This window comes from Massilia soli (assembly GCF_016809835.1).
Classification (GTDB): domain Bacteria; phylum Pseudomonadota; class Gammaproteobacteria; order Burkholderiales; family Burkholderiaceae_D; genus Telluria_A; species Telluria_A soli.
On record NZ_JAFBIL020000004.1, the window covers coordinates 108205 to 125205 of the forward strand.

A 17001-nucleotide genomic window follows, 5' to 3' on the forward strand; every position below is an offset into this window, starting at 1 on the left:
CGGAGATATTTTGCGTAACTTCACCCTGTTCCTGCGTTCCCTGCTGTTCACCGTCGTGATGGTGCTGGCCACCGTCATCTGGGTATGGGTCTGCATGCTGGCCGCCCCCCTTCCCTATGCCAAACGGTTCTGGGTCACCTCGCGCTGGAATGTGTTCGTGGTCTGGTGCGCCAAGGTCATTTGCGGCATCCGCTATCAATTCAAAGGCTACGAGAACCTGCCCGACGCGCCAGCCATCGTGCTGTCGAAGCACCAGTCGGCATGGGAGACCATCGCGCTGCTTCCGAGCCTGACACGCCCGCTGGTCTACGTCTTCAAGAAAGAGATCTTGTATATACCTTTCTTCGGCTGGGGCATGGCGCTGCTGCGCATGATCCCGATCGACCGCAGCCAGGGAAAAAACGCCTTCAAACATGTTGTAACTCAGGGCAAACGCAGGCTGGCGGACGGCCAATGGATTATCATGTTCCCCGAGGGGACACGGATACCGGTTGGCCAGAAGGGCAAGTACAAGAGCGGCGGCACCCGCCTCGCCATCGAAACCGGCACGGTTGTCATTCCGATCGCGCATAATTCTGGCGAGTGCTGGCCGAAGAACTCCTTCATCAAGCGGCCCGGCCTCATCACGGTATCGATCGGAAAACCAATATCTCCGGATGGCCACACGGCCGACAGCATGATGGAAGAGGTGGAAAATTGGATAGAATCAGAAATGCGCGTCATTTCACCCCACGTCTACAACGCTGGCTAAGCGAGATGGGCGCCCTGATCCGCGCATCGGCACCGCAGCAGAACACGGCGTCACCAAAGATCAACGGCCACCAACTCGAATTATTTGCGCAGGATTTTTTCGCGTCGCTTGAACCGGCCGCGAAAAACCCGCCTACGCCGCCGCAACCGCTGTTCAAGGCGCCGCCAGTTCCGCCGCGGCCAGCCATTCCCACGCCGCCGCGCGATCCAGCAGGGCCGCCGCTGCGCCGTATCCAGCTTGGCGCCCACACCCTCGAATTCGAACTGCGCCGCTCCACGCGCCGCTCGATCGGCTTCATGATCGACGATAACGGCCTGCGCGTCACCGCGCCGCGCCGCATCACGCTGGCCGAAATCGACACCGCCATCCGCGCCAAGCAGCGCTGGATCCTGAACAAGCTGCACGAACGCGGCGAGCGCCGCGCCACCCGCGAAGAGCGCCCGCCAGTGCAATGGATCGACGGCGCCCAGCTGCCTTACCTGGGCGCCGACATCACCCTGCGCATCGAAGACGCCGCGCGCAGCCACTGCGTCTTCGATGCCGAGGCGCGCGAATTGCGCATTGGCGTGGTGCCAGGCCTTTCCGAATGGCAGCTCAAGGAGCGCGTCAAGATCTGGTACCAGGGCGAAGCGAAGCGGCTGTTTGCCGAGCGCCTCGACCTGTACGCTGCCCGGCTCGGGGTGCGCTACAGCGCAATGAGCTTGTCGTCGGCGGGCACGCGCTGGGGCTCATGCACGGTTGACGGCGCGATCCGCCTGAACTGGCGCCTGGTGCACTACGCGCTGCCGCTGGTCGATTATGTGGTTGCGCACGAACTGGCGCACCTGCTTGAAATGAACCATAGCCCGCGCTTCTGGGCGCAGGTCGGTTCCGTGTATCCGGACTATGACGGCGCCCGCGCGGCGCTGCGCCAGCGCTCGCAGGAGCTGCCGGTGCTGTTCGATTAAGCCGGGGCGCCCGTCAGGGCGTGCCCCGCTTGCGCCGCGATCTTCAGCATCTCGGTGTAGCGCTCCATCCCGGCGCGCTCGGCGTCGCCAAGGCAGCGGTAAGGAATCGGCAGGGTGCCGCGCTTGAGCACCATCAGGTAGCCGCGCCGGTAGCGGCGGATCCGCACCACGTCGTCCCACGATATCAGGGTCACGCCGCGCGCGCAGCTGCGCACGATGCCATGGTCGTCGATGGTGAATTCATAGGTCAGCTTGCCGCGGCCGGCCGCCGCGAAATGCAGCGCCGCCGAACCGGTGGTCTTGAGCAGCATCAGGTAGGTGCGCAGCATGCCGAGGCGGCGGCGCCGAATCAGGTAGCCGCCATGCTCCCACATGAAACCCGAGTACTCCATCAGTGAGTAGCGGACCGTGAAGATCATCGGCGCGCGCGCAGGATCGTCATGCAGAATGGGTAGGCAAGCGTCAGGTTCCTGGAGCGCCGGCATCGCAATGTGAAGCGCGCCGCGCGGTTCGGCCACTGTCATCGGCTCGGCGCCCGCCATTTTGGATTGGTTGTACCCTAACATGAACTTCCCCTGCTTTTCTTATGGGGACATGGTAACAAATTGTTAGTGAATTAACGGCATCACGAGTTCAAGCGTGCGCAGGGTCGCACCCTTGTGCGCCCCTGCGAAGGCTGCGGCGCGTTGTCCCATCGTGGCGCGCGCGCCACGGTCTTGCAGCAATCGCGCGCCTTGTTCGAGCATCTGCGCCGCGTCGCGCACGCGCAATGCGCCGCCGGCGGCGATCGCCTCGTCGGTCGCCTGTGAAAAGTTGAAGGTGTGCAGCCCGACCAGTACCGGTCGCGCCAGCGCGCAGGCTTCGATCAGGTTCTGCCCGCCCAGCGGAAGCAGGCTGCCGCCGATGAAGGCGCAGTCGCACGCCGCGTAGTAGGCGAACATCTCGCCCATCGAATCGCCCAGCAGCACGTCGGCGCTGACTTCCGCCTCGCCGAGCTGCGAGCGGCGCTGCAGCGACAGGCCACGGGCGCCGACCAACGCGGCCACTTCGTCGAAGCGCTGAGGGTGGCGCGGCACGATCGCCAGCAGCATGCCTTCGGGACGCGACGCCATCGCCTGCCAGGCGTCGAGGATCAGCGCCTCCTCGCCTTCGCGGGTGCTGGCGCACAGCAGCATCGGGCGCTCGCCGGCGCGCGTGCGCAGCCATGCGCCGGTATCGAGCGCCGCCTGCGGCACCACCACGTCGAACTTGATGCTGCCGGTGACGGCCACCTCGGTGGCGCCAAGCGCGCGCACGCGCTGCGCGTCCTCGTCGGTCTGAGCGGCCACCAGCGTGATGGCGCGCGCCGCTTCCGTCATCAGGCCGCCGAAGCGCTGGCCGCGCCGCAGCGAGCGTTCGGACAGGCGTGCGTTGACCAGTGCTACCGGCACCTGCTGCCGCCGGCAGGCTGCGACCATGTTCGGCCACACCTCGGTCTCCATCAGGATGCAGATGCGCGGCGCGAAAAAGCGCAGGAAGCGCCGCACCAGCCATTCGAGATCGTAAGGAAGGTAGCTTTGCACCAGCCGCGCGCCATGCTTGGCGTACAGCGCCTTGCCGGTGGCGCGGCCGGTCGGCGTCATGTGGGTCAGGACAATGCGGCTGTCCGGGTAGGCCTTCATCAGCGCGTCGATCAGGGGTTCGGCGGCGCGCGTTTCCCCAACCGATACCGCGTGCACCCACAGCGTGTGCCAGCCGGCGTCGCGGTGGCCATACATGCCGAGGCGCTCGCCGAGGTGCTGGCGGTAGCCTGGCTCGCGCAGGCCGCGCCACCAAAGGCGCCCGAGCACCACCGGCAGCGCCAGCAGCCACAGCGCGGAATACACGCCGCGCGTCAAGGCTGGCCCTTCAGGCGCGCCACCGCAGCCAATACCTCGGCCACCTGCGGCGGGTCATTCTTGTCACCCAGGTTAATGATGCGCGGCGACCAGTTGCCTTCGGTCTTCCACTTCGGCGAGTCGCAGTACAGTTCGATGGTCGGGCGCACGAAGGCGGCCGCGATGTGCGTCAGGCCGGTGTCGACGCCGATCGCCAGGCCAGCATTCCGCGCCAGTGCGATCGCTTCATCCATCGACAGCTTCGGCAGCACCACCGCGTTCGGCGCGCCGGCGGCGATCGCCTCGGCCTCGCGCTGTTCGTTGGGCGAGCCCCATGCCAGCAATACCGGCATCGGGGCCAGTGCATTGGCGGTGGCGATCCAGTGCGCGGTCGGCCACTTCTTGGCCTCGCGCGCAGTCCCGTGGAAGAACACCGCGTAATCCTGCGCCGGCATCCAGTGCGGACGGTTGGCGGTGTCGGGCCCCGGCAGTCCGAAGTCGGGCGCCGTATCGACCGGGTATCCGAGTGCCGCGCCGGCGACCAGCCGGCCGCGCGCTACCGCATGGGTGCGCTGGTCGAGCGGGACGCTCCTGGTGTGAAACAGGCGCGAGACTCCCTCGTAGCCGGAGCCTTCGCTGCCGTTGGCAAGGCCCACTTTCTGCCCGCCCCGGCCGATGCGCGCCGCCCCCATGATGATGCCGGTCTTGAGCAGGCCCTGGGTATCGAACACGTAGTCGTAGCGCTGTTCGCGCAGCTGCGCGAAGAAGGCCCGGATCTCGGCGCGCGTGGCCTGGTCGCCCAGGCTCTTGCGCCAGCGCCGCAGCGCAAACGGGATGATCTTGCGCACCCGCGGGTTCAGGCGCACCAGGCTGACGTAGCCCTCCTCCACCACCCAGTCGACGTTGGCGTCGGGGTGGCGGCGCAGGATGTCGGCCACCATCGGCAGGTTATGCAGGACGTCGCCCAGCGACGACACCCGCACCAGAAGGATATTCAACGCCACGCTGCGCTCAGAACGGCAATTGCGCGTCTGGCTTGGCGGCCACGATCACGCGGCGGAACTCGGCCTGGATGCGGTCCAGCGCTTGCGGCGACTCCGCCTCGAAACGCATGACCACGACCGGGGTCGTGTTCGACGAACGCGCCAGGCCGAAGCCGTCGGCGTATTCCACGCGCAGGCCGTCGATGGTGATGATGCGCTCGGCGCCGGTGAAGGTCGCGCCGGTGCGCAGTTTTTCGATCAGCTCGACGTTCTCGCCTTCCGCCAGGTGCAGGTGCAGCTCGGGCGTGCTGTCCGACTGCGGCAGTGCGTTCATCAAGGCCGAAGGATCGGCCACGCGGGTCAACAGCTCGAGCAGGCGCGCGCCCGAATACAGGCCGTCATCGAAGCCGTACCAGCGGTCCTTGAAGAAGATATGGCCGCTCATTTCGCCGCCCAGCGGTGCGCCGGTTTCACGCAGCTTGGCCTTGACCAGCGAATGGCCGGTCTTCCACATCAGCGGACGGCCGCCGTGCTGCTCGATCCACGGGGCCAGGTGGCGCGTGCATTTGACGTCGTACAGGATCTCGGCGCCAGGATTGCGCTCCAGGACATCGGCCGCGAACAGCATCATCTGGCGGTCCGGATAAATAATCTGGCCGTCCTTGGTGACCACGCCGAGGCGGTCGCCATCGCCATCGAAGGCCAGCCCGATTTCGGCGTCGCTCTCCTGCAGCTTCTTGACCAGGTCCTGCAGGTTTTCCGGATGGGCCGGATCGGGATGGTGGTTCGGGAAGGTGCCATCGACCTCGCAGAACATCTCGATCACCTCGCAACCCATACCGCGATACAGGTCGCCGGCGAAGGCGCCAGCGACGCCGTTGCCGCAGTCGACCGCGATTTTCATCGGGCGCGCCAGCTTGACGTCGGACAGGATGCGCTCGATGTAGGCGGCGCTGATGTCATGCGTGCTGTAGCTGCCCGGGGCGTCGGCCGCCGAAGCGTCGCCGCTGTCGATGCTGGTGTACAGGGCGCCAATGGTGTCGCCATGGATCGCTTCGCCGGCCAGCACCATCTTGAAGCCGTTGTAGTCCGGCGGGTTGTGGCTGCCCGTGACCATGATGCCCGAGGCCGCGCCGAGCACATTGGTGCCGAAGTAGACCATCGGGGTGGCGACCATGCCCAGGTCGATGACATCGACGCCGGCATGCTGCAGGCCCTGGGCCAGTGCCGCCGACAGTTCCGGCCCCGACAGGCGGCCGTCGCGCCCGATGACCACCTTGCGCTCGCCCTTGGCCAGCGCCGCCTTGCCGAAGGCGATGCCGATGCGGCGCGCGATGCCGGCGTCGAGCGTGCTGCCGATGACACCGCGGATGTCATAGGCTTTGAAGATAGTCTTGGAAAGAGAAACCATGGTTTGTTTTTACCTTTGAAATAAGCGCGGCGCGCGGACCCTGCGCGGGCCGGCTCAATCGCGGGCGCTACTGCAAGGGAAACCGTCGGAAGCTATGGGAATTAGATTGATCAGAACACATCATATTGTAGCGGCAAGCGGGGCGCTTGGGAAATGCGCCCGCGGATCGTGCCGCTACCGGGGAATGCTTAAACGCGCAGCTTGTCCAGCGATTTGCCGCCTTCAACCCATTCCTTGACCCACTTCGGCTGGCGGCCGCGGCCGGTCCACTGCTGGGCCGAATTGTCAGGGTGGCGATAACGCACCGCGACACTGCCGGTTTTACCACCGCGGGTGCCGGTACCGATCAGGTCTTTCAAAGGTACGCCGACGCTTTGCGCGATCGCCATGATTTGTTCGCGGGCCTTCGCAACTTCCTGGTGCTCGCGTTTCTTCATTTCCTGTTTGATTTGATCCTGCAGGTTGCGCAAATCACCAACGGACATATTTGACAGATCCATCATGGTTCCTTAGTTGTGGTTTGAACGAATAAGTGAAATATCACCAATTGTCGCAATATACTACAATTTGGGATGAAAGCTAGTCCTTCTTGGACATTATCAGCCAGCGCGGTGACTTGAATCGAACAATACGCGCATACAACCAAATGTAGCTGATTATGAACAATAAACAGAAACAAATAAGAATCGCCGTGTGGCGCCAGAAAACAGTCGCCGGAATAACCGCCATCAGCGAGAAAGTCCACAGGTAAGGCGATGTTAGCGAATTGCGGCGCATCAGGGCGCGCGCTTCTTTTCTGCCCACCGCCCATTGCACAATGCGCCGGAAAATCAGGCTGTGCAGATGTATTCCATCGGGCATAGCGGGAGATTTGCCGCGCAAAAACATCCGGCGATAAGCCGAGAATAAGGTTTCAAACGCGGGATAAATCAGCAGCAGCGCCGCATACCAGGTCGATACCTGCGGGTTGCGCATCACCAGCAGCAAAGCGAGCTCGCCCAGCATGAATCCGATGAAATACGCGCCGCCATCGCCGAGGAAAATCAACCCCACCGGATAATTCCAGATCAGGAAACCGGCCGTGGCCCCGGCCACCATCAGCGCGGCCACCAGCACAAACACGTCGCCCACCTGGAATGCCACATAGGCGAGCGAAATCAGCATGCAGATCGTGACCACGCTGGCCAGGCCATTGAAGCCGTCGATGATATTGACGGCATTCGCGATCCCGGCGACCGCCAGCAAGGTGAATGGCAGCGCCAGCCAGACATAGTCGAACGCCAGGTAGCCGCCGAACGGCAAATCAATGTGCGCCAGCCTGGCGTCGAGCAGAAAATAACCGAGCAGCGCCGCGACCATCGTCAATACCAGGCGGCGCGATGCGCTGACATTGCCGGTATAGTCTTCGACGATACCGGCAACAAAGGCCACCGACCCGCATAACAACAGGCTGAGCAGCCATGCCGACATTTCCGGCACGCGCCAGATCGAAATCGCCGCGCTGGTAATTACCGCCAGAAAAATCGGCAAACCGCCAATCCGCGCGACTTCGTGCGAATGGACTTTTTGAACACCCAGGAAATCGGTATCGAGCGCGCGCCCGTGCAGCTTCACCTGCTTAATCACCAGCAGGGTCAGGAGCGCCGAAGCAACGAAACTCACGAGGAAAGAAAACATTATTGATTTTATTATTCTATAAGAACGGGCACCCGGAAAGCGCGCAAGCGGCCCGCTCAGTTAATCGCGCCGCCACCGAAAATCCCGTGATTGTACCGGATGTGGAAGCGCTGTCTTGACAGTTCAACAAACTCTTTTATTGACCAATCGGCAAGTGCCATTCAATAAAGCACCGAGATTGTGCGTGCTGCGTTGAATATATCCGAGCAGAGTTACATTTCGACATACTGAATTTCCCCGCGCGCGTCATTTCAGGCATAAGGCAAGCGCGTCGCGCCAATCCGGCAGCGCGCACAGCGTGGCCAGACGCGCGCAGTCGAGCACCGAGTTTTGCGGCCGGCGTGCCGCCGTCGGGTACTCCGCGGACGTGATCGGCACGACGTTGCAACCCATCTGCTGCTGGGCCATGATTTCTTCGGTGAAACCGGCCCAGGTCGTCTGGCCGCTGCTGCCCAGGTGGTACAGGCCGCCGTGTTGCTGCCACCAGCTTCCACCACCCTGCTGCGCGCGCGCCAGCAACACGGCGGTGGTGTCGGCGACGGTGCGGCTCCAGGTCGGCGCGCCGTGCTGGTCGGACACCACGCGCAGCTCGTCGCGCTCCCTGGCCAGGCGCATCATGGTGAGCAAGAAATTCTTTCCACGCATGCCATATACCCAGCTGGTGCGCAGGATCAGGTGGTCGATCCCGGCCGCGGCGACCGCTTGCTCGCCTTCGAGCTTGGTTTGCCCGTAGACATTGAGCGGGTTGGGCCGGTCGGTTTCGGTATAGGCGCCGGCCTTGCTGCCATCGAATACGTAATCGGTCGAATAATGCACCATCGCCGCACCCAGCTTGCGTGCCTCCTGCGCCATCACGTCGGGCGCCTCGGCATTGATGCGGCGCGCCAGCGCGGGTTCGGATTCGGCCAGGTCCACCGCCGTGTACGCGGCGGCGTTGACGATCAGGTCGGGCTTGAGCGCGCGGATCACGTCGCGCACCTGGTCCAGCTTGGCCAGGTCCATGCGCGCGCGGCCCAGCGCCGTCACCTGCCCGAGCCCCTGCAGGCTGCGTTCGAGCTCGTAGCCGACTTGGCCGGCTGCTCCGGTCAGTAAAATTCTCATGGGAAGATGTCTGCGTCGGCCAGCAACTTGCCCTGGCTGTCCTTACCGGACAGCATGGGTTCGCTGCTCAGCGGCCACTCGATCGCCAGCGCCGGATCGTTCCACAGGATCGAGCGTTCATACTCCGGCGACCAGTAATCGGTCGTCTTGTACAGGCATTCGGCGCTGTCGCTGGTGACCACGAAGCCGTGCGCGAAACCGGGCGGCACCCACAGCTGTCGGCGATTCTCGGCCGACAGCTCGACGCCGACCCAGCGCCCGAAAAACGGCGAGCTGGCGCGGATATCGACGACGACGTCGAATATCGATCCCGAAATCACCCGCACCAGTTTGCCCTGCGGCTGGCGGATCTGGTAATGCAGGCCGCGCAGCACATTTTTGGCCGAACGCGAATGGTTATCCTGCACAAAATTGACCTGCAGGCCCGTGACCTGCGAGAACGCCCGGGCATTGAAGCTCTCATAGAAAAAGCCGCGGTCATCGCCGAAGACGGTCGGCTCGAATACCAGGACTTCGGGCATGGAGGTGGGTGTCACTTTCATCGCAATACCTTATCGTTAAGCACGCGCAGCAAATACTGGCCGTAGCCGTTTTTTTTCAGTGGATCGGCCAGCTTTTCAAGCGCCGCCTCGTCGATATAGCCTTTGCGGAAGGCAATCTCTTCCGGAACCGCGACCTTCAGGCCCTGGCGCTTTTCAAGCGTCGCGATAAATTGCGACGCCTCCAGCAGCGATTCATGGGTGCCGGTGTCGAGCCAGGCCATGCCGCGGCCCATGACTTCGACCTCCAGTTTTCCGGCATCCAGGTAAGCCTGGTTGATATCGGTGATTTCAAGTTCGCCACGTGCCGAGGGCCGGATGCCATTGGCGATCTCGCACACCTGGCTGTCGTAAAAATACAGGCCGGTCACCGCATAATTCGACTTCGGGCGTTGGGGCTTTTCTTCGATCGACACGGCGCGCTTGGCCGCGTCGAATTCAACCACGCCGTATCGTTCCGGATCGGTCACGTGATAGGCGAACACGGTGGCGCCATCGCGGCTTTTGTTGGCCATGTACAGTTTCTGGTCGAGACCGTGGCCATAGTAGATATTGTCGCCGAGGATCAGCGCCGACTCGCTGCCGCCGATGAAGTCGCGGCCGATGATAAACGCCTGGGCGATGCCTTTCGGCTCCGGCTGCACCGCATAACGCAGGCTGATGCCCCATTGCGCGCCGTCGCCCAGCAATTCCTGGAAGCGCGGCGTATCCTGCGGCGTCGAAATAATCAGGATGTCGCGTATCCCGGCCAGCATCAGCGTGGTCAGCGGATAATAAATCATCGGCTTGTCATAAACCGGCAGCAATTGCTTCGACACGCTCAAGGTCACCGGATACAAACGGGTGCCCGAGCCGCCTGCGAGGATAATGCCCTTGCGTGATATCAAACGACCTCCCGGTTGGCGTAATTTTGTTCGACCCACGACAGGTAGGCGCCCGACTGCACATGCGCCACCCATGCCTGGTGATCGAGATACCATTGCACAGTTTTGCGGATGCCGGTATCGAATGTCTCAACCGGCTTCCACCCCAGCTCGCGCTGGATTTTGCCGGCATCGACCGCATAGCGGCGGTCATGTCCGGGACGATCGGGAACCAAGGCGATCTGCCCGGCATAACTGCCGGCCGCCTTGGGCGCGGCCTGGTCAAGAATATCGCACAAGGTATGAACCACATCGATATTGCGCATTTCATTCCAGCCGCCGACGTTATACACCTCGCCCGGACGGCCCGCCTCCAGCGCGCGCCGGACCGCGGCGCAATGGTCGCTGACATACAGCCAGTCGCGGATCTGGCCGCCGTCGCCGTAAATCGGCAGCGGCTTGCCGGCCAGCGCATTGGCCATCACCAGCGGAATCAGCTTTTCAGGGAATTGGTAGGGACCGTAATTGTTTGAACAATTGGTCGTCACCGTCGGCAGCCCGTAGGTATGGAAATATGCCCTTACCAGATGGTCGGATGCCGCTTTGGATGCCGAATACGGGCTGTTCGGCGCATATGCGGTCGTCTCCACGAATGGCGCGCCATGCTCGCCGAGCGAGCCATAGACCTCGTCGGTGGAGATATGCACGAAGCGGAAATCATCTTTTTCAGCGCCCGCCAGCGCGCTCCAATAAGCGCGCGCCGCTTCCAGCAAGGCAAACGTGCCGTTCACATTGGTGGCGATAAACTCGGCGGGTCCGTGGATCGAGCGGTCGACATGGCTTTCGGCGGCAAAATGCACGATCGCGCGCGGCCGGTGCTGGTTGAGCAGCGCCAGCACCAGCGCACCGTCGCAGATATCGCCGCGCACGAACAGATGGCGCGGGTCATCTTGCAGCGACGCCAGGTTGTCCAGGTTGCCGGCATAGGTCAGTTTATCGAGGTTGACGACGCCTTCATCGGATTGCCCAAGCCAGTCGAGGACGAAGTTCGAGCCGATGAAACCCGCGCCGCCGGTAACGAAAATCATGAAGTGTCCTGCCTGGGTTATTGATCCGAAGGCATAATTCTATGCGAAACTTGCGCACTTCTTGGTAATTTCATCATCTCCGCAAACGCGGACCGGCATTGGGCAAACAGGAATGAAGACTTACGCCATCGGCGATTTGCAGGGTTGCGCCCATGAGGCGCAGCTGCTGCTGGACCAGATACACGCCGACGCGCAGGGCGACGCCGGCATTCTCTTCGTCGGCGACCTGATCAACCGCGGCCCCGACTCGCTCGGCGCGCTGCGCCAGGTGCGCGCGCTGCAGCTGGCCGGCGGCGGACGGGTCGAAGCCCTGCTCGGCAATCACGACCTGCACCTGCTGGCCGTGGCCGCCGGCGCGCAGTCGCTGGCGCGCTCCGACACGCTCGACGCCATCCTGGCCGCTCCCGACCGCGAGGAGCTGATCGGCTGGCTGCGCCAGCGGCCACTGGCCCTGCGCTCCGGCCGCTGCCTGCTGGTGCATGCCGGCGTGCTGCCGCAATGGAGCGCCGACCAGGTGATGGCGCTGGCCGCGGAAGTCCAGGCCGCGCTGCGCGGCGACGGCTGGCGCGAATTTCTCGCCCAGATGTATGGCAACGAGCCCGATCGCTGGGATGAATCGCTGACCGGCATCGCACGCCTGCGCTGCATCGTCAACGCGCTGACCCGCATGCGCCTGTGCACGCCGGACGGCGTGATGGACTTCCAGCAGAAAGAAAGTGCCGGCGCGCCGCCAGGGTCGGGCTTGATGCCGTGGTTCGACCTGGAACAACGCATGACCAAGGATGTCACCGTGGTGTTCGGCCACTGGTCGGCGCTGGGATTGCTGATGCGCGATGACGTGATTGGCCTCGACAGCGGCTGCGTCTGGGGCGGCAAGCTGACCGCGGTGTGCCTCGACGACCGCCGCCTGCTGCAAGTCGACTGCCCCGAGTATCGCGCCATTGGCGGCAAGCAGAAGTAATCAGGCGGCGCCGGCGCCCAGCGCGCCCTGGATCGCGTCATGCGCCTGCTCGGCGAGTTGGCGCCGGTGCGCGCCGGCGGCGTCGATCGGCGGCAGGCGAACCAGCTCGGCGCGGATCGCGCCCGACGCCAGGACCGTCATCACGCTCTGCGCAAAGCTCATGTCGCCGATGAAGTCGACCGCCGGATGCAACGCGCCGGCGGCGTCCAGGTACCTGAGCGCGTAAGGCTGCACCTGCACCTTGGCATCCACCGCCGCCTCGAACAGGTTGGCATGGAACGGCAGCACCGTGCCTTGGCGGGCCGTCGTCCCCTCGGGGAAGAACGCAACCCGCGCGCCCATCTGGAGCGCCGCCACGATACCCTTGAAGACATGGCGCAAGTCGCGCCGGCTGCCGCGCGCGATGAACACGGTGCCGGCCTGCTCGGTCAGCCAGCCAAGCACCTTCCACTCGCGAATTTCGGCCTTGGCGACGAAGCGGCAAGGATGCACCGCGTTGATCACGAAGATGTCGAGCCACGACACGTGGTTGGCGACCACCAGCGCGTGATGCAGGGCCGGCGCGCCGGAAGGCGCGGCGACGGTGACGCCGCAGATCGCCAGCAAGCGGCGCGACCAGTTCTGGATGCGCGCGTTGCGGCGACCGCTACCGACCCAGGGGAAGATGATCGCGCAAGTCGCCAGCCCTTCCGCCAGATGCAGCAGGATACGGGCCAGGCGTAGCGTCAGTCGAAGATTCAAGGAGGACCACTATCAGATTTCCGTCGTTCCCGCGAATGCGGGAACCCATGCTGAGCGTGACGGTACGCGGGCACAGGTTCCCGCATTCGCGGGGGCGACGTGGTTAGGACAACTTGCGTTCGTAAGCGATATGGCCGGCGACGATGGTCGCGCGCACCTGCCCGGTCAGCTCGTAGCCGACAAACGGCGTGTGCTTGCCCTGGCTGGCCAGCGCGGCAGCTTCGACCTTCCAGCGCGCGCCGGCATCGAACAGCACCACGTCGGCGACCGCGCCGGCCGACAAGGTGCCGGCCTTCAGTCCCGCCACGCGCGCCGCATCGACCGTGATCCGCGCAATCGCGCGCGACAGCGGCGAGGGCGCGCCGGCCTGGGCATGCTGGCCGGCGGCGTAATCGTCGGCCCACTTCAGCGCCAGCGACAGCAGCAGCTCCAGCCCGGTGGCGCCAGGCGAGGCCTCGGCGAACGGCAGCAGCTTTTCATCGTCGTCGACCGGTGTGTGGTCCGAGCACATCGCGTCGACGGTGCCGTCGAACAGCCCGGCGCGGATCGCTTCGCGGTCGCGCTGGCTGCGGAACGGCGGCGACACCCGCGCTTTCGAATCGAAGAAGCCGATGTCGGCATCGGTCATGTGCACGTGGTGGGCGCCAACGTCGCAGGTGACAGGCAAGCCTTCCTTTTTCGCCGCGCGGATCAGCTCCAGCCCTGCCGCCGACGAAATCCGGCACAGGTGGACGCGCGCGCCGGTGGAACGCACCAGCTCGAAAATCGTGTGCAGCGCGATCGTCTCGGACATCACCGGCACGCCGGAGAGGCCGAGGCGCGAAGCCAGGGGGCCGCTGTGGGCGATGCCGCCGCGGCCGATGTGCGCGTCCTGGGGACGCAGCCAGACCGTGTACTCGAACGTCTTTGCATACTGCATGGCGCGCAGCAGCACGTTGGTGTCCGCGATCGCTTCCTCGGCCTGGGCGAAGCCGATGCAGCCCGCTTCGGTCAGCTCGGCCATCTCGGTCAGCGCCACGCCCTTCAGGCCCATCGTCAGCGCGCCCAGCGGATGCACGTGCGCCTGGTTCAGGTTGCGCGCGCGGTACTTGAGCATTTCGACCAGGCCCGGCTCGTCCAGCACCGGATCGGTGTCGGGTGGGCAGATCAGGCTGGTCACGCCGCCCTGCACCGCGGCCTGCATTTCCGATTCCAGCGTCGCCTTGTATTCGTAGCCCGGCTCGCGCAGGCGGGCCGACAGGTCGACCAGGCCGGGCGCGACCACCAGGCCGCTGGCGTCGATGACGCGGTCGGCCGTGAAGCCGGCCGGCGCGGCGCCGGTGGCGGCGACCACGCCGCCGTCGATGAACAAATCGCTTACGCCATCGATACCGTTTGCCGGGTCGATCAATCGGCCATTCTTGATATGTAATTTCATGCGTGTGTGCCTGCCAAAATACTCATTACCGCCATCCGTACCGCGATCCCGAAAGTCACCTGCGGCAAAATCACCGCCTGCGCGCCATCCGCCACCGCCGAATCGATCTCGACGCCGCGGTTCATCGGCCCCGGATGCATCACGATCGCATCCGGCCTGGCCAGCGCCAGCCGCTCCGGCGTCAGGCCGTAGCTCTTGAAGTACTCCTGCGCCGACGGCAGCAGCGCGCCCGTCATGCGTTCGCTCTGCAGGCGCAGCATGATGATCACGTCGACGTCCTTCAGGCCTTCTTCCATGCTGGTGAAGACGCGCACGCCCATCTGCTCAAGACCGCCCGGCAGCAGCGTGTGCGGGCCGATCGCGCGCACTTCCGGCACGCCCAGCGTGGTCAAGGCGTGGATGTCGGAGCGCGCCACGCGGCTGTGCAAAATGTCGCCGACGATCGCCACGCGCAGGTTGGTGAAGTCCTTCTTGTAGTGGCGGATCGTGTACATGTCGAGCAGGCCCTGGGTCGGGTGCGCATGGCGCCCGTCGCCGGCGTTGACCACGTGGCAGTGGCCCTGCTTGGTGTCGTTCAGGTGCTTGGCGATCAGGTAAGGCGCGCCCGACTGCGCGTGGCGCACCACGAACATGTCGGCGCTCATCGCCGCCAGGTTGTCGATCGTGTCGAGCAGCGACTCGCCCTTGCTGGCCGACGAGGCCTGGATGTTCAGGTTGATCACGTCGGCCGACAGCCGCTTCGAGGCAATTTCGAAGGTGGTGCGGGTGCGGGTGGAGTTTTCGAAGAACAGGTTGAACACGCTCTTGCCGCGCATGAGCGGCACCTTCTTCACTTCGCGGTCGGAGATGCCGACGAAGCTCGACGCGGTGTCGAGGATATGGTTGACGATGGACTTCGGCAGGCCCTCGATCGTCAGCAGGTGTTGCAGTTCGCCGTTCTTGTTCAGTTGCGGGTTAAGCATTGTCGTCTTCGATGGTCAGGGTAAGTTTGCCGTCTGCGCCGCGCGCCAGCGACAGCGAGCGATTATCGCCCAGCTTGACGGTGGTAGCGATAAAATCCGCCGCCACCGGCAGTTCGCGCCCGCCGCGGTCGGCCAGCGCCGCCAGCGCGATGCGCGCCGGGCGGCCATAGTCGAACAGCACATTGATCGCCGCGCGCGTGGTGCGGCCGGTGTAGAGCACGTCGTCCACCAGCAGGATGGTCGCGCTGTCGACCGAAAAACCGATCTGGGTCGGCTTGACGTCCGGGTGCAGGCCTTTTTTGGCATAGTCGTCGCGGTAGAACGAGACGTCGATGAAGCCCAGCCGGTCCTTGATGCCGAGGTCCTCGGCCAGCCGTTCGGCCAGCCAGGCGCCGCCGGAATGGATGCCGACGATGGCCAGGTTGGGCAGGCCGGGCATGGCGGCGCGCACCTGTTGCAGCAGCTCGCGGTACAGTGCTTCCGCGTCGAACTGTTCAGTGGTTGTGGTTGGCATGATCGTCAAAGTATTGTTGCAAAATGATGGAGGCAGCTTTCGCGTCGATGATCTCGCCGCGTCTGGACGCGATCACGGCCGACGAATAGCGTTCGTCGACCAGTTCGACCGGCAGGTTGAAGCGGCCATGCAGCTGGTTGGCGAAGCGGCGGCAGCGCAGGGTCATCTCGTGCTCGGCGCCGTCGGGGTGGCGCGGCTCGCCGACGATCAGGCGGGCCGGGCGCCATTCGGCGATCAGGTCGCCGATCTGCTGGAAGCGGGCGGCATTGTCGATCGCCTTGATGACGGCCAGCGGCTGCGCCTGTCCCGTCAGGGTGTTGCCCATCGCCATGCCAATGCGCTTGATGCCGAAGTCAAATCCGAAAACAAGCTCAACCATTACGCATGGCCGGCCTCGGAGGCGAGCATCAGTGGGTCGATGCCCAGCAGTTTGATGGCGGCGGTGTAGCGCTGCTCGATCGGCAGGTCGAACATGACGTCGGCGCTGGCGCCCACGGTCAGCCAGCCGTTGCGGCTGATCTCGTCCTCGAGCTGGCCCGGGCTCCAGCCGGCGTAGCCGATCGATACCAGCAGGCGCTGCGGGCCGTCGCCGGACGCAACCGCCTCGAGCACGTCGATCGAGGTGGTGAACGCCACCTCGTCGGTGACCGACAGCGACGACGAGAAGCGCCCGCCAGGCGTATGCAGCACGAAGCCGCGGTCGTCCTGCACAGGACCGCCGAACATGATCGGTTCGCTGGCTACCCGATCCTGCACGCTGTCGTCGACCTTCAGGTCGATCCGCTCGAACAGCACATCCATTGTCATGTCGGTCGGCTTGTTGATGACCACGCCGAGCACGCCCTTTTCGTTGTGCTCGCAGACGTACACGACAGCGCCGCCGAAGACCGGATCCTGCATCGATGGCATGGCAATGAGAAAATGATTAGCAAGGTTGAGCGTCGATGGCGCCATCGCTGTATGCTCCTCGTCGACGGATGCATGTTGCGCAAGCCCATGGATGGGCAGAGATTTGCCGACTTTGCTCTTCTTCATACGCATCACTCTCTCCAGGCTCAATCTCTGGTGTTTATTGCAACAAACGGGCTACAACCATGCTCTTTTCGATAGTTTACACTGAATTGCGCCGCTCACCACCGGAAGCGCCCAGCCTCGCGCGCCGAAAACAGCAAAACCTTGACCCTGCACAC

19 protein-coding genes are annotated in these 17001 nt (G+C 64.1%); 3 read left to right on the forward strand and 16 right to left on the reverse strand.

Annotated elements, in window-relative coordinates; genetic code table 11:
* Positions 1-10 precede the first annotated feature (10 nt).
* Both I4X03_RS10660 and I4X03_RS10665 read left to right on the forward strand, forming a co-directional pair.
* Positions 11-751, forward strand: a complete 741-nt coding sequence (locus I4X03_RS10660) for a lysophospholipid acyltransferase family protein (RefSeq protein WP_223468206.1) — start codon at positions 11-13, stop codon at positions 749-751.
* Between the two features lie 5 nt (positions 752-756).
* Positions 757-1698: a M48 family metallopeptidase gene (locus I4X03_RS10665; RefSeq protein ID WP_223468207.1), complete on the forward strand. Its 942-nt coding sequence runs from the start codon at positions 757-759 to the stop codon at positions 1696-1698.
* On the opposite strand, the gene I4X03_RS10670 is transcribed toward I4X03_RS10665, so the two are convergent.
* From I4X03_RS10670 to rfbB, 10 genes are all read right to left on the reverse strand, one after another.
* Entirely contained in the window at positions 1695-2264 is a 570-nt protein-coding gene (locus tag I4X03_RS10670) for a YcxB family protein (protein ID WP_223468208.1), read from the reverse strand. The two genes, I4X03_RS10665 and I4X03_RS10670, sit on opposite strands and share 4 nt — an antisense overlap.
* 42 nt (positions 2265-2306) lie before the next feature.
* A complete protein-coding gene (gene waaA / locus I4X03_RS10675) occupies positions 2307-3575 on the reverse strand; it encodes a lipid IV(A) 3-deoxy-D-manno-octulosonic acid transferase (protein WP_223468209.1) in 1269 nt (422 codons plus the stop codon).
* The gene (gene waaC / locus I4X03_RS10680; protein WP_223468210.1) at positions 3572-4552 is read right to left on the reverse strand and encodes a lipopolysaccharide heptosyltransferase I; all 981 of its coding nucleotides are present in this window, start codon (positions 4550-4552) and stop codon (positions 3572-3574) included. Before waaC ends, waaA begins: the two co-directional genes overlap by 4 nt.
* 13 nt (positions 4553-4565) lie before the next feature.
* Positions 4566-5948: a phosphomannomutase/phosphoglucomutase gene (locus I4X03_RS10685; RefSeq protein WP_223468211.1), complete on the reverse strand. Its 1383-nt coding sequence runs from the start codon at positions 5946-5948 to the stop codon at positions 4566-4568.
* A 188-nt stretch (positions 5949-6136) separates the two neighbouring features.
* Positions 6137-6448 (reverse strand): H-NS histone family protein, encoded by a 312-nt coding sequence (locus I4X03_RS10690; protein WP_223468212.1) that lies wholly within the window; start codon positions 6446-6448, stop codon positions 6137-6139.
* Positions 6449-6527: 79 nt separating this feature from the next.
* Positions 6528-7625: a glycosyltransferase family 4 protein gene (locus I4X03_RS10695; protein ID WP_223468213.1), complete on the reverse strand. Its 1098-nt coding sequence runs from the start codon at positions 7623-7625 to the stop codon at positions 6528-6530.
* 246 nt (positions 7626-7871) lie between these two features.
* Entirely contained in the window at positions 7872-8726 is an 855-nt protein-coding gene (gene rfbD / locus I4X03_RS10700; RefSeq protein ID WP_223468214.1) for a dTDP-4-dehydrorhamnose reductase, read from the reverse strand.
* On the reverse strand, positions 8723-9268 hold the full coding sequence (gene rfbC, locus I4X03_RS10705) for a dTDP-4-dehydrorhamnose 3,5-epimerase (protein WP_223468215.1): 546 nt from the start codon (positions 9266-9268) through the stop codon (positions 8723-8725). Before rfbC ends, rfbD begins: the two co-directional genes overlap by 4 nt.
* The gene (gene rfbA, locus I4X03_RS10710; protein ID WP_223468216.1) at positions 9265-10152 is read right to left on the reverse strand and encodes a glucose-1-phosphate thymidylyltransferase RfbA; all 888 of its coding nucleotides are present in this window, start codon (positions 10150-10152) and stop codon (positions 9265-9267) included. Before rfbA ends, rfbC begins: the two co-directional genes overlap by 4 nt.
* Complete coding sequence (gene rfbB, locus I4X03_RS10715; protein WP_223468217.1) at positions 10149-11216, reverse strand: dTDP-glucose 4,6-dehydratase; 1068 nt, start codon at positions 11214-11216, stop codon at positions 10149-10151. The genes rfbA and rfbB overlap by 4 nt, the downstream gene beginning before the upstream one ends.
* Before the next feature lie 112 nt (positions 11217-11328).
* On the opposite strand from rfbB, the gene I4X03_RS10720 reads away from it, so the two are divergent.
* Positions 11329-12177, forward strand: a complete 849-nt coding sequence (locus tag I4X03_RS10720; protein ID WP_223468218.1) for a symmetrical bis(5'-nucleosyl)-tetraphosphatase — start codon at positions 11329-11331, stop codon at positions 12175-12177.
* On the opposite strand, the gene I4X03_RS10725 is transcribed toward I4X03_RS10720, so the two are convergent.
* The 6 genes from I4X03_RS10725 to I4X03_RS10750 form a co-directional block, all read right to left on the reverse strand.
* Positions 12178-12918 (reverse strand): lysophospholipid acyltransferase family protein, encoded by a 741-nt coding sequence (locus tag I4X03_RS10725; protein WP_223468219.1) that lies wholly within the window; start codon positions 12916-12918, stop codon positions 12178-12180.
* A gap of 103 nt (positions 12919-13021) precedes the next feature.
* Positions 13022-14335, reverse strand: coding sequence for a dihydroorotase (locus I4X03_RS10730; protein WP_223468220.1), 1314 nt, complete (start codon positions 14333-14335; stop codon positions 13022-13024).
* Positions 14332-15297, reverse strand: a complete 966-nt coding sequence (locus tag I4X03_RS10735) for an aspartate carbamoyltransferase catalytic subunit (protein ID WP_223468221.1) — start codon at positions 15295-15297, stop codon at positions 14332-14334. Before I4X03_RS10735 ends, I4X03_RS10730 begins: the two co-directional genes overlap by 4 nt.
* The gene (gene pyrR / locus I4X03_RS10740; protein WP_223468222.1) at positions 15290-15811 is read right to left on the reverse strand and encodes a bifunctional pyr operon transcriptional regulator/uracil phosphoribosyltransferase PyrR; all 522 of its coding nucleotides are present in this window, start codon (positions 15809-15811) and stop codon (positions 15290-15292) included. Before pyrR ends, I4X03_RS10735 begins: the two co-directional genes overlap by 8 nt.
* Positions 15792-16190 carry a Holliday junction resolvase RuvX gene (gene ruvX / locus I4X03_RS10745; RefSeq protein ID WP_223468223.1) on the reverse strand — a complete coding sequence of 133 codons (399 nt, stop codon included), beginning with the start codon at positions 16188-16190 and terminating at the stop codon, positions 15792-15794. The genes pyrR and ruvX overlap by 20 nt, the downstream gene beginning before the upstream one ends.
* Entirely contained in the window at positions 16190-16846 is a 657-nt protein-coding gene (locus tag I4X03_RS10750; RefSeq protein ID WP_223468570.1) for a YqgE/AlgH family protein, read from the reverse strand. Before I4X03_RS10750 ends, ruvX begins: the two co-directional genes overlap by 1 nt.
* Positions 16847-17001 lie beyond the last annotated feature (155 nt).

Bases quoted from the DNA above. Each gene is read 5' to 3' on its own strand.
- I4X03_RS10730 (WP_223468220.1), bottom strand. From the start codon at position 14,335: ATGAAATTACATATCAAGAATGGCCGATTGATCGACCCGGCAAACGGT.
- rfbC (WP_223468215.1), bottom strand. From the start codon at position 9,268: ATGAAAGTGACACCCACCTCCATGCCCGAAGTCCTGGTATTCGAGCCG.
- I4X03_RS10670 (WP_223468208.1), bottom strand. From the start codon at position 2,264: ATGTTAGGGTACAACCAATCCAAAATGGCGGGCGCCGAGCCGATGACA.
- I4X03_RS10695 (WP_223468213.1), bottom strand. From the start codon at position 7,625: ATGTTTTCTTTCCTCGTGAGTTTCGTTGCTTCGGCGCTCCTGACCCTG.
- I4X03_RS10750 (WP_223468570.1), bottom strand. From the start codon at position 16,846: ATGAAGAAGAGCAAAGTCGGCAAATCTCTGCCCATCCATGGGCTTGCG.
- I4X03_RS10685 (WP_223468211.1), bottom strand. From the start codon at position 5,948: ATGGTTTCTCTTTCCAAGACTATCTTCAAAGCCTATGACATCCGCGGT.
- rfbD (WP_223468214.1), bottom strand. From the start codon at position 8,726: ATGAGAATTTTACTGACCGGAGCAGCCGGCCAAGTCGGCTACGAGCTC.
- ruvX (WP_223468223.1), bottom strand. From the start codon at position 16,190: ATGGTTGAGCTTGTTTTCGGATTTGACTTCGGCATCAAGCGCATTGGC.
- I4X03_RS10735 (WP_223468221.1), bottom strand. From the start codon at position 15,297: ATGCTTAACCCGCAACTGAACAAGAACGGCGAACTGCAACACCTGCTG.
- I4X03_RS10720 (WP_223468218.1), top strand. From the start codon at position 11,329: ATGAAGACTTACGCCATCGGCGATTTGCAGGGTTGCGCCCATGAGGCG.
- I4X03_RS10665 (WP_223468207.1), top strand. From the start codon at position 757: ATGGGCGCCCTGATCCGCGCATCGGCACCGCAGCAGAACACGGCGTCA.
- I4X03_RS10690 (WP_223468212.1), bottom strand. From the start codon at position 6,448: ATGGATCTGTCAAATATGTCCGTTGGTGATTTGCGCAACCTGCAGGAT.
- pyrR (WP_223468222.1), bottom strand. From the start codon at position 15,811: ATGCCAACCACAACCACTGAACAGTTCGACGCGGAAGCACTGTACCGC.
- rfbB (WP_223468217.1), bottom strand. From the start codon at position 11,216: ATGATTTTCGTTACCGGCGGCGCGGGTTTCATCGGCTCGAACTTCGTC.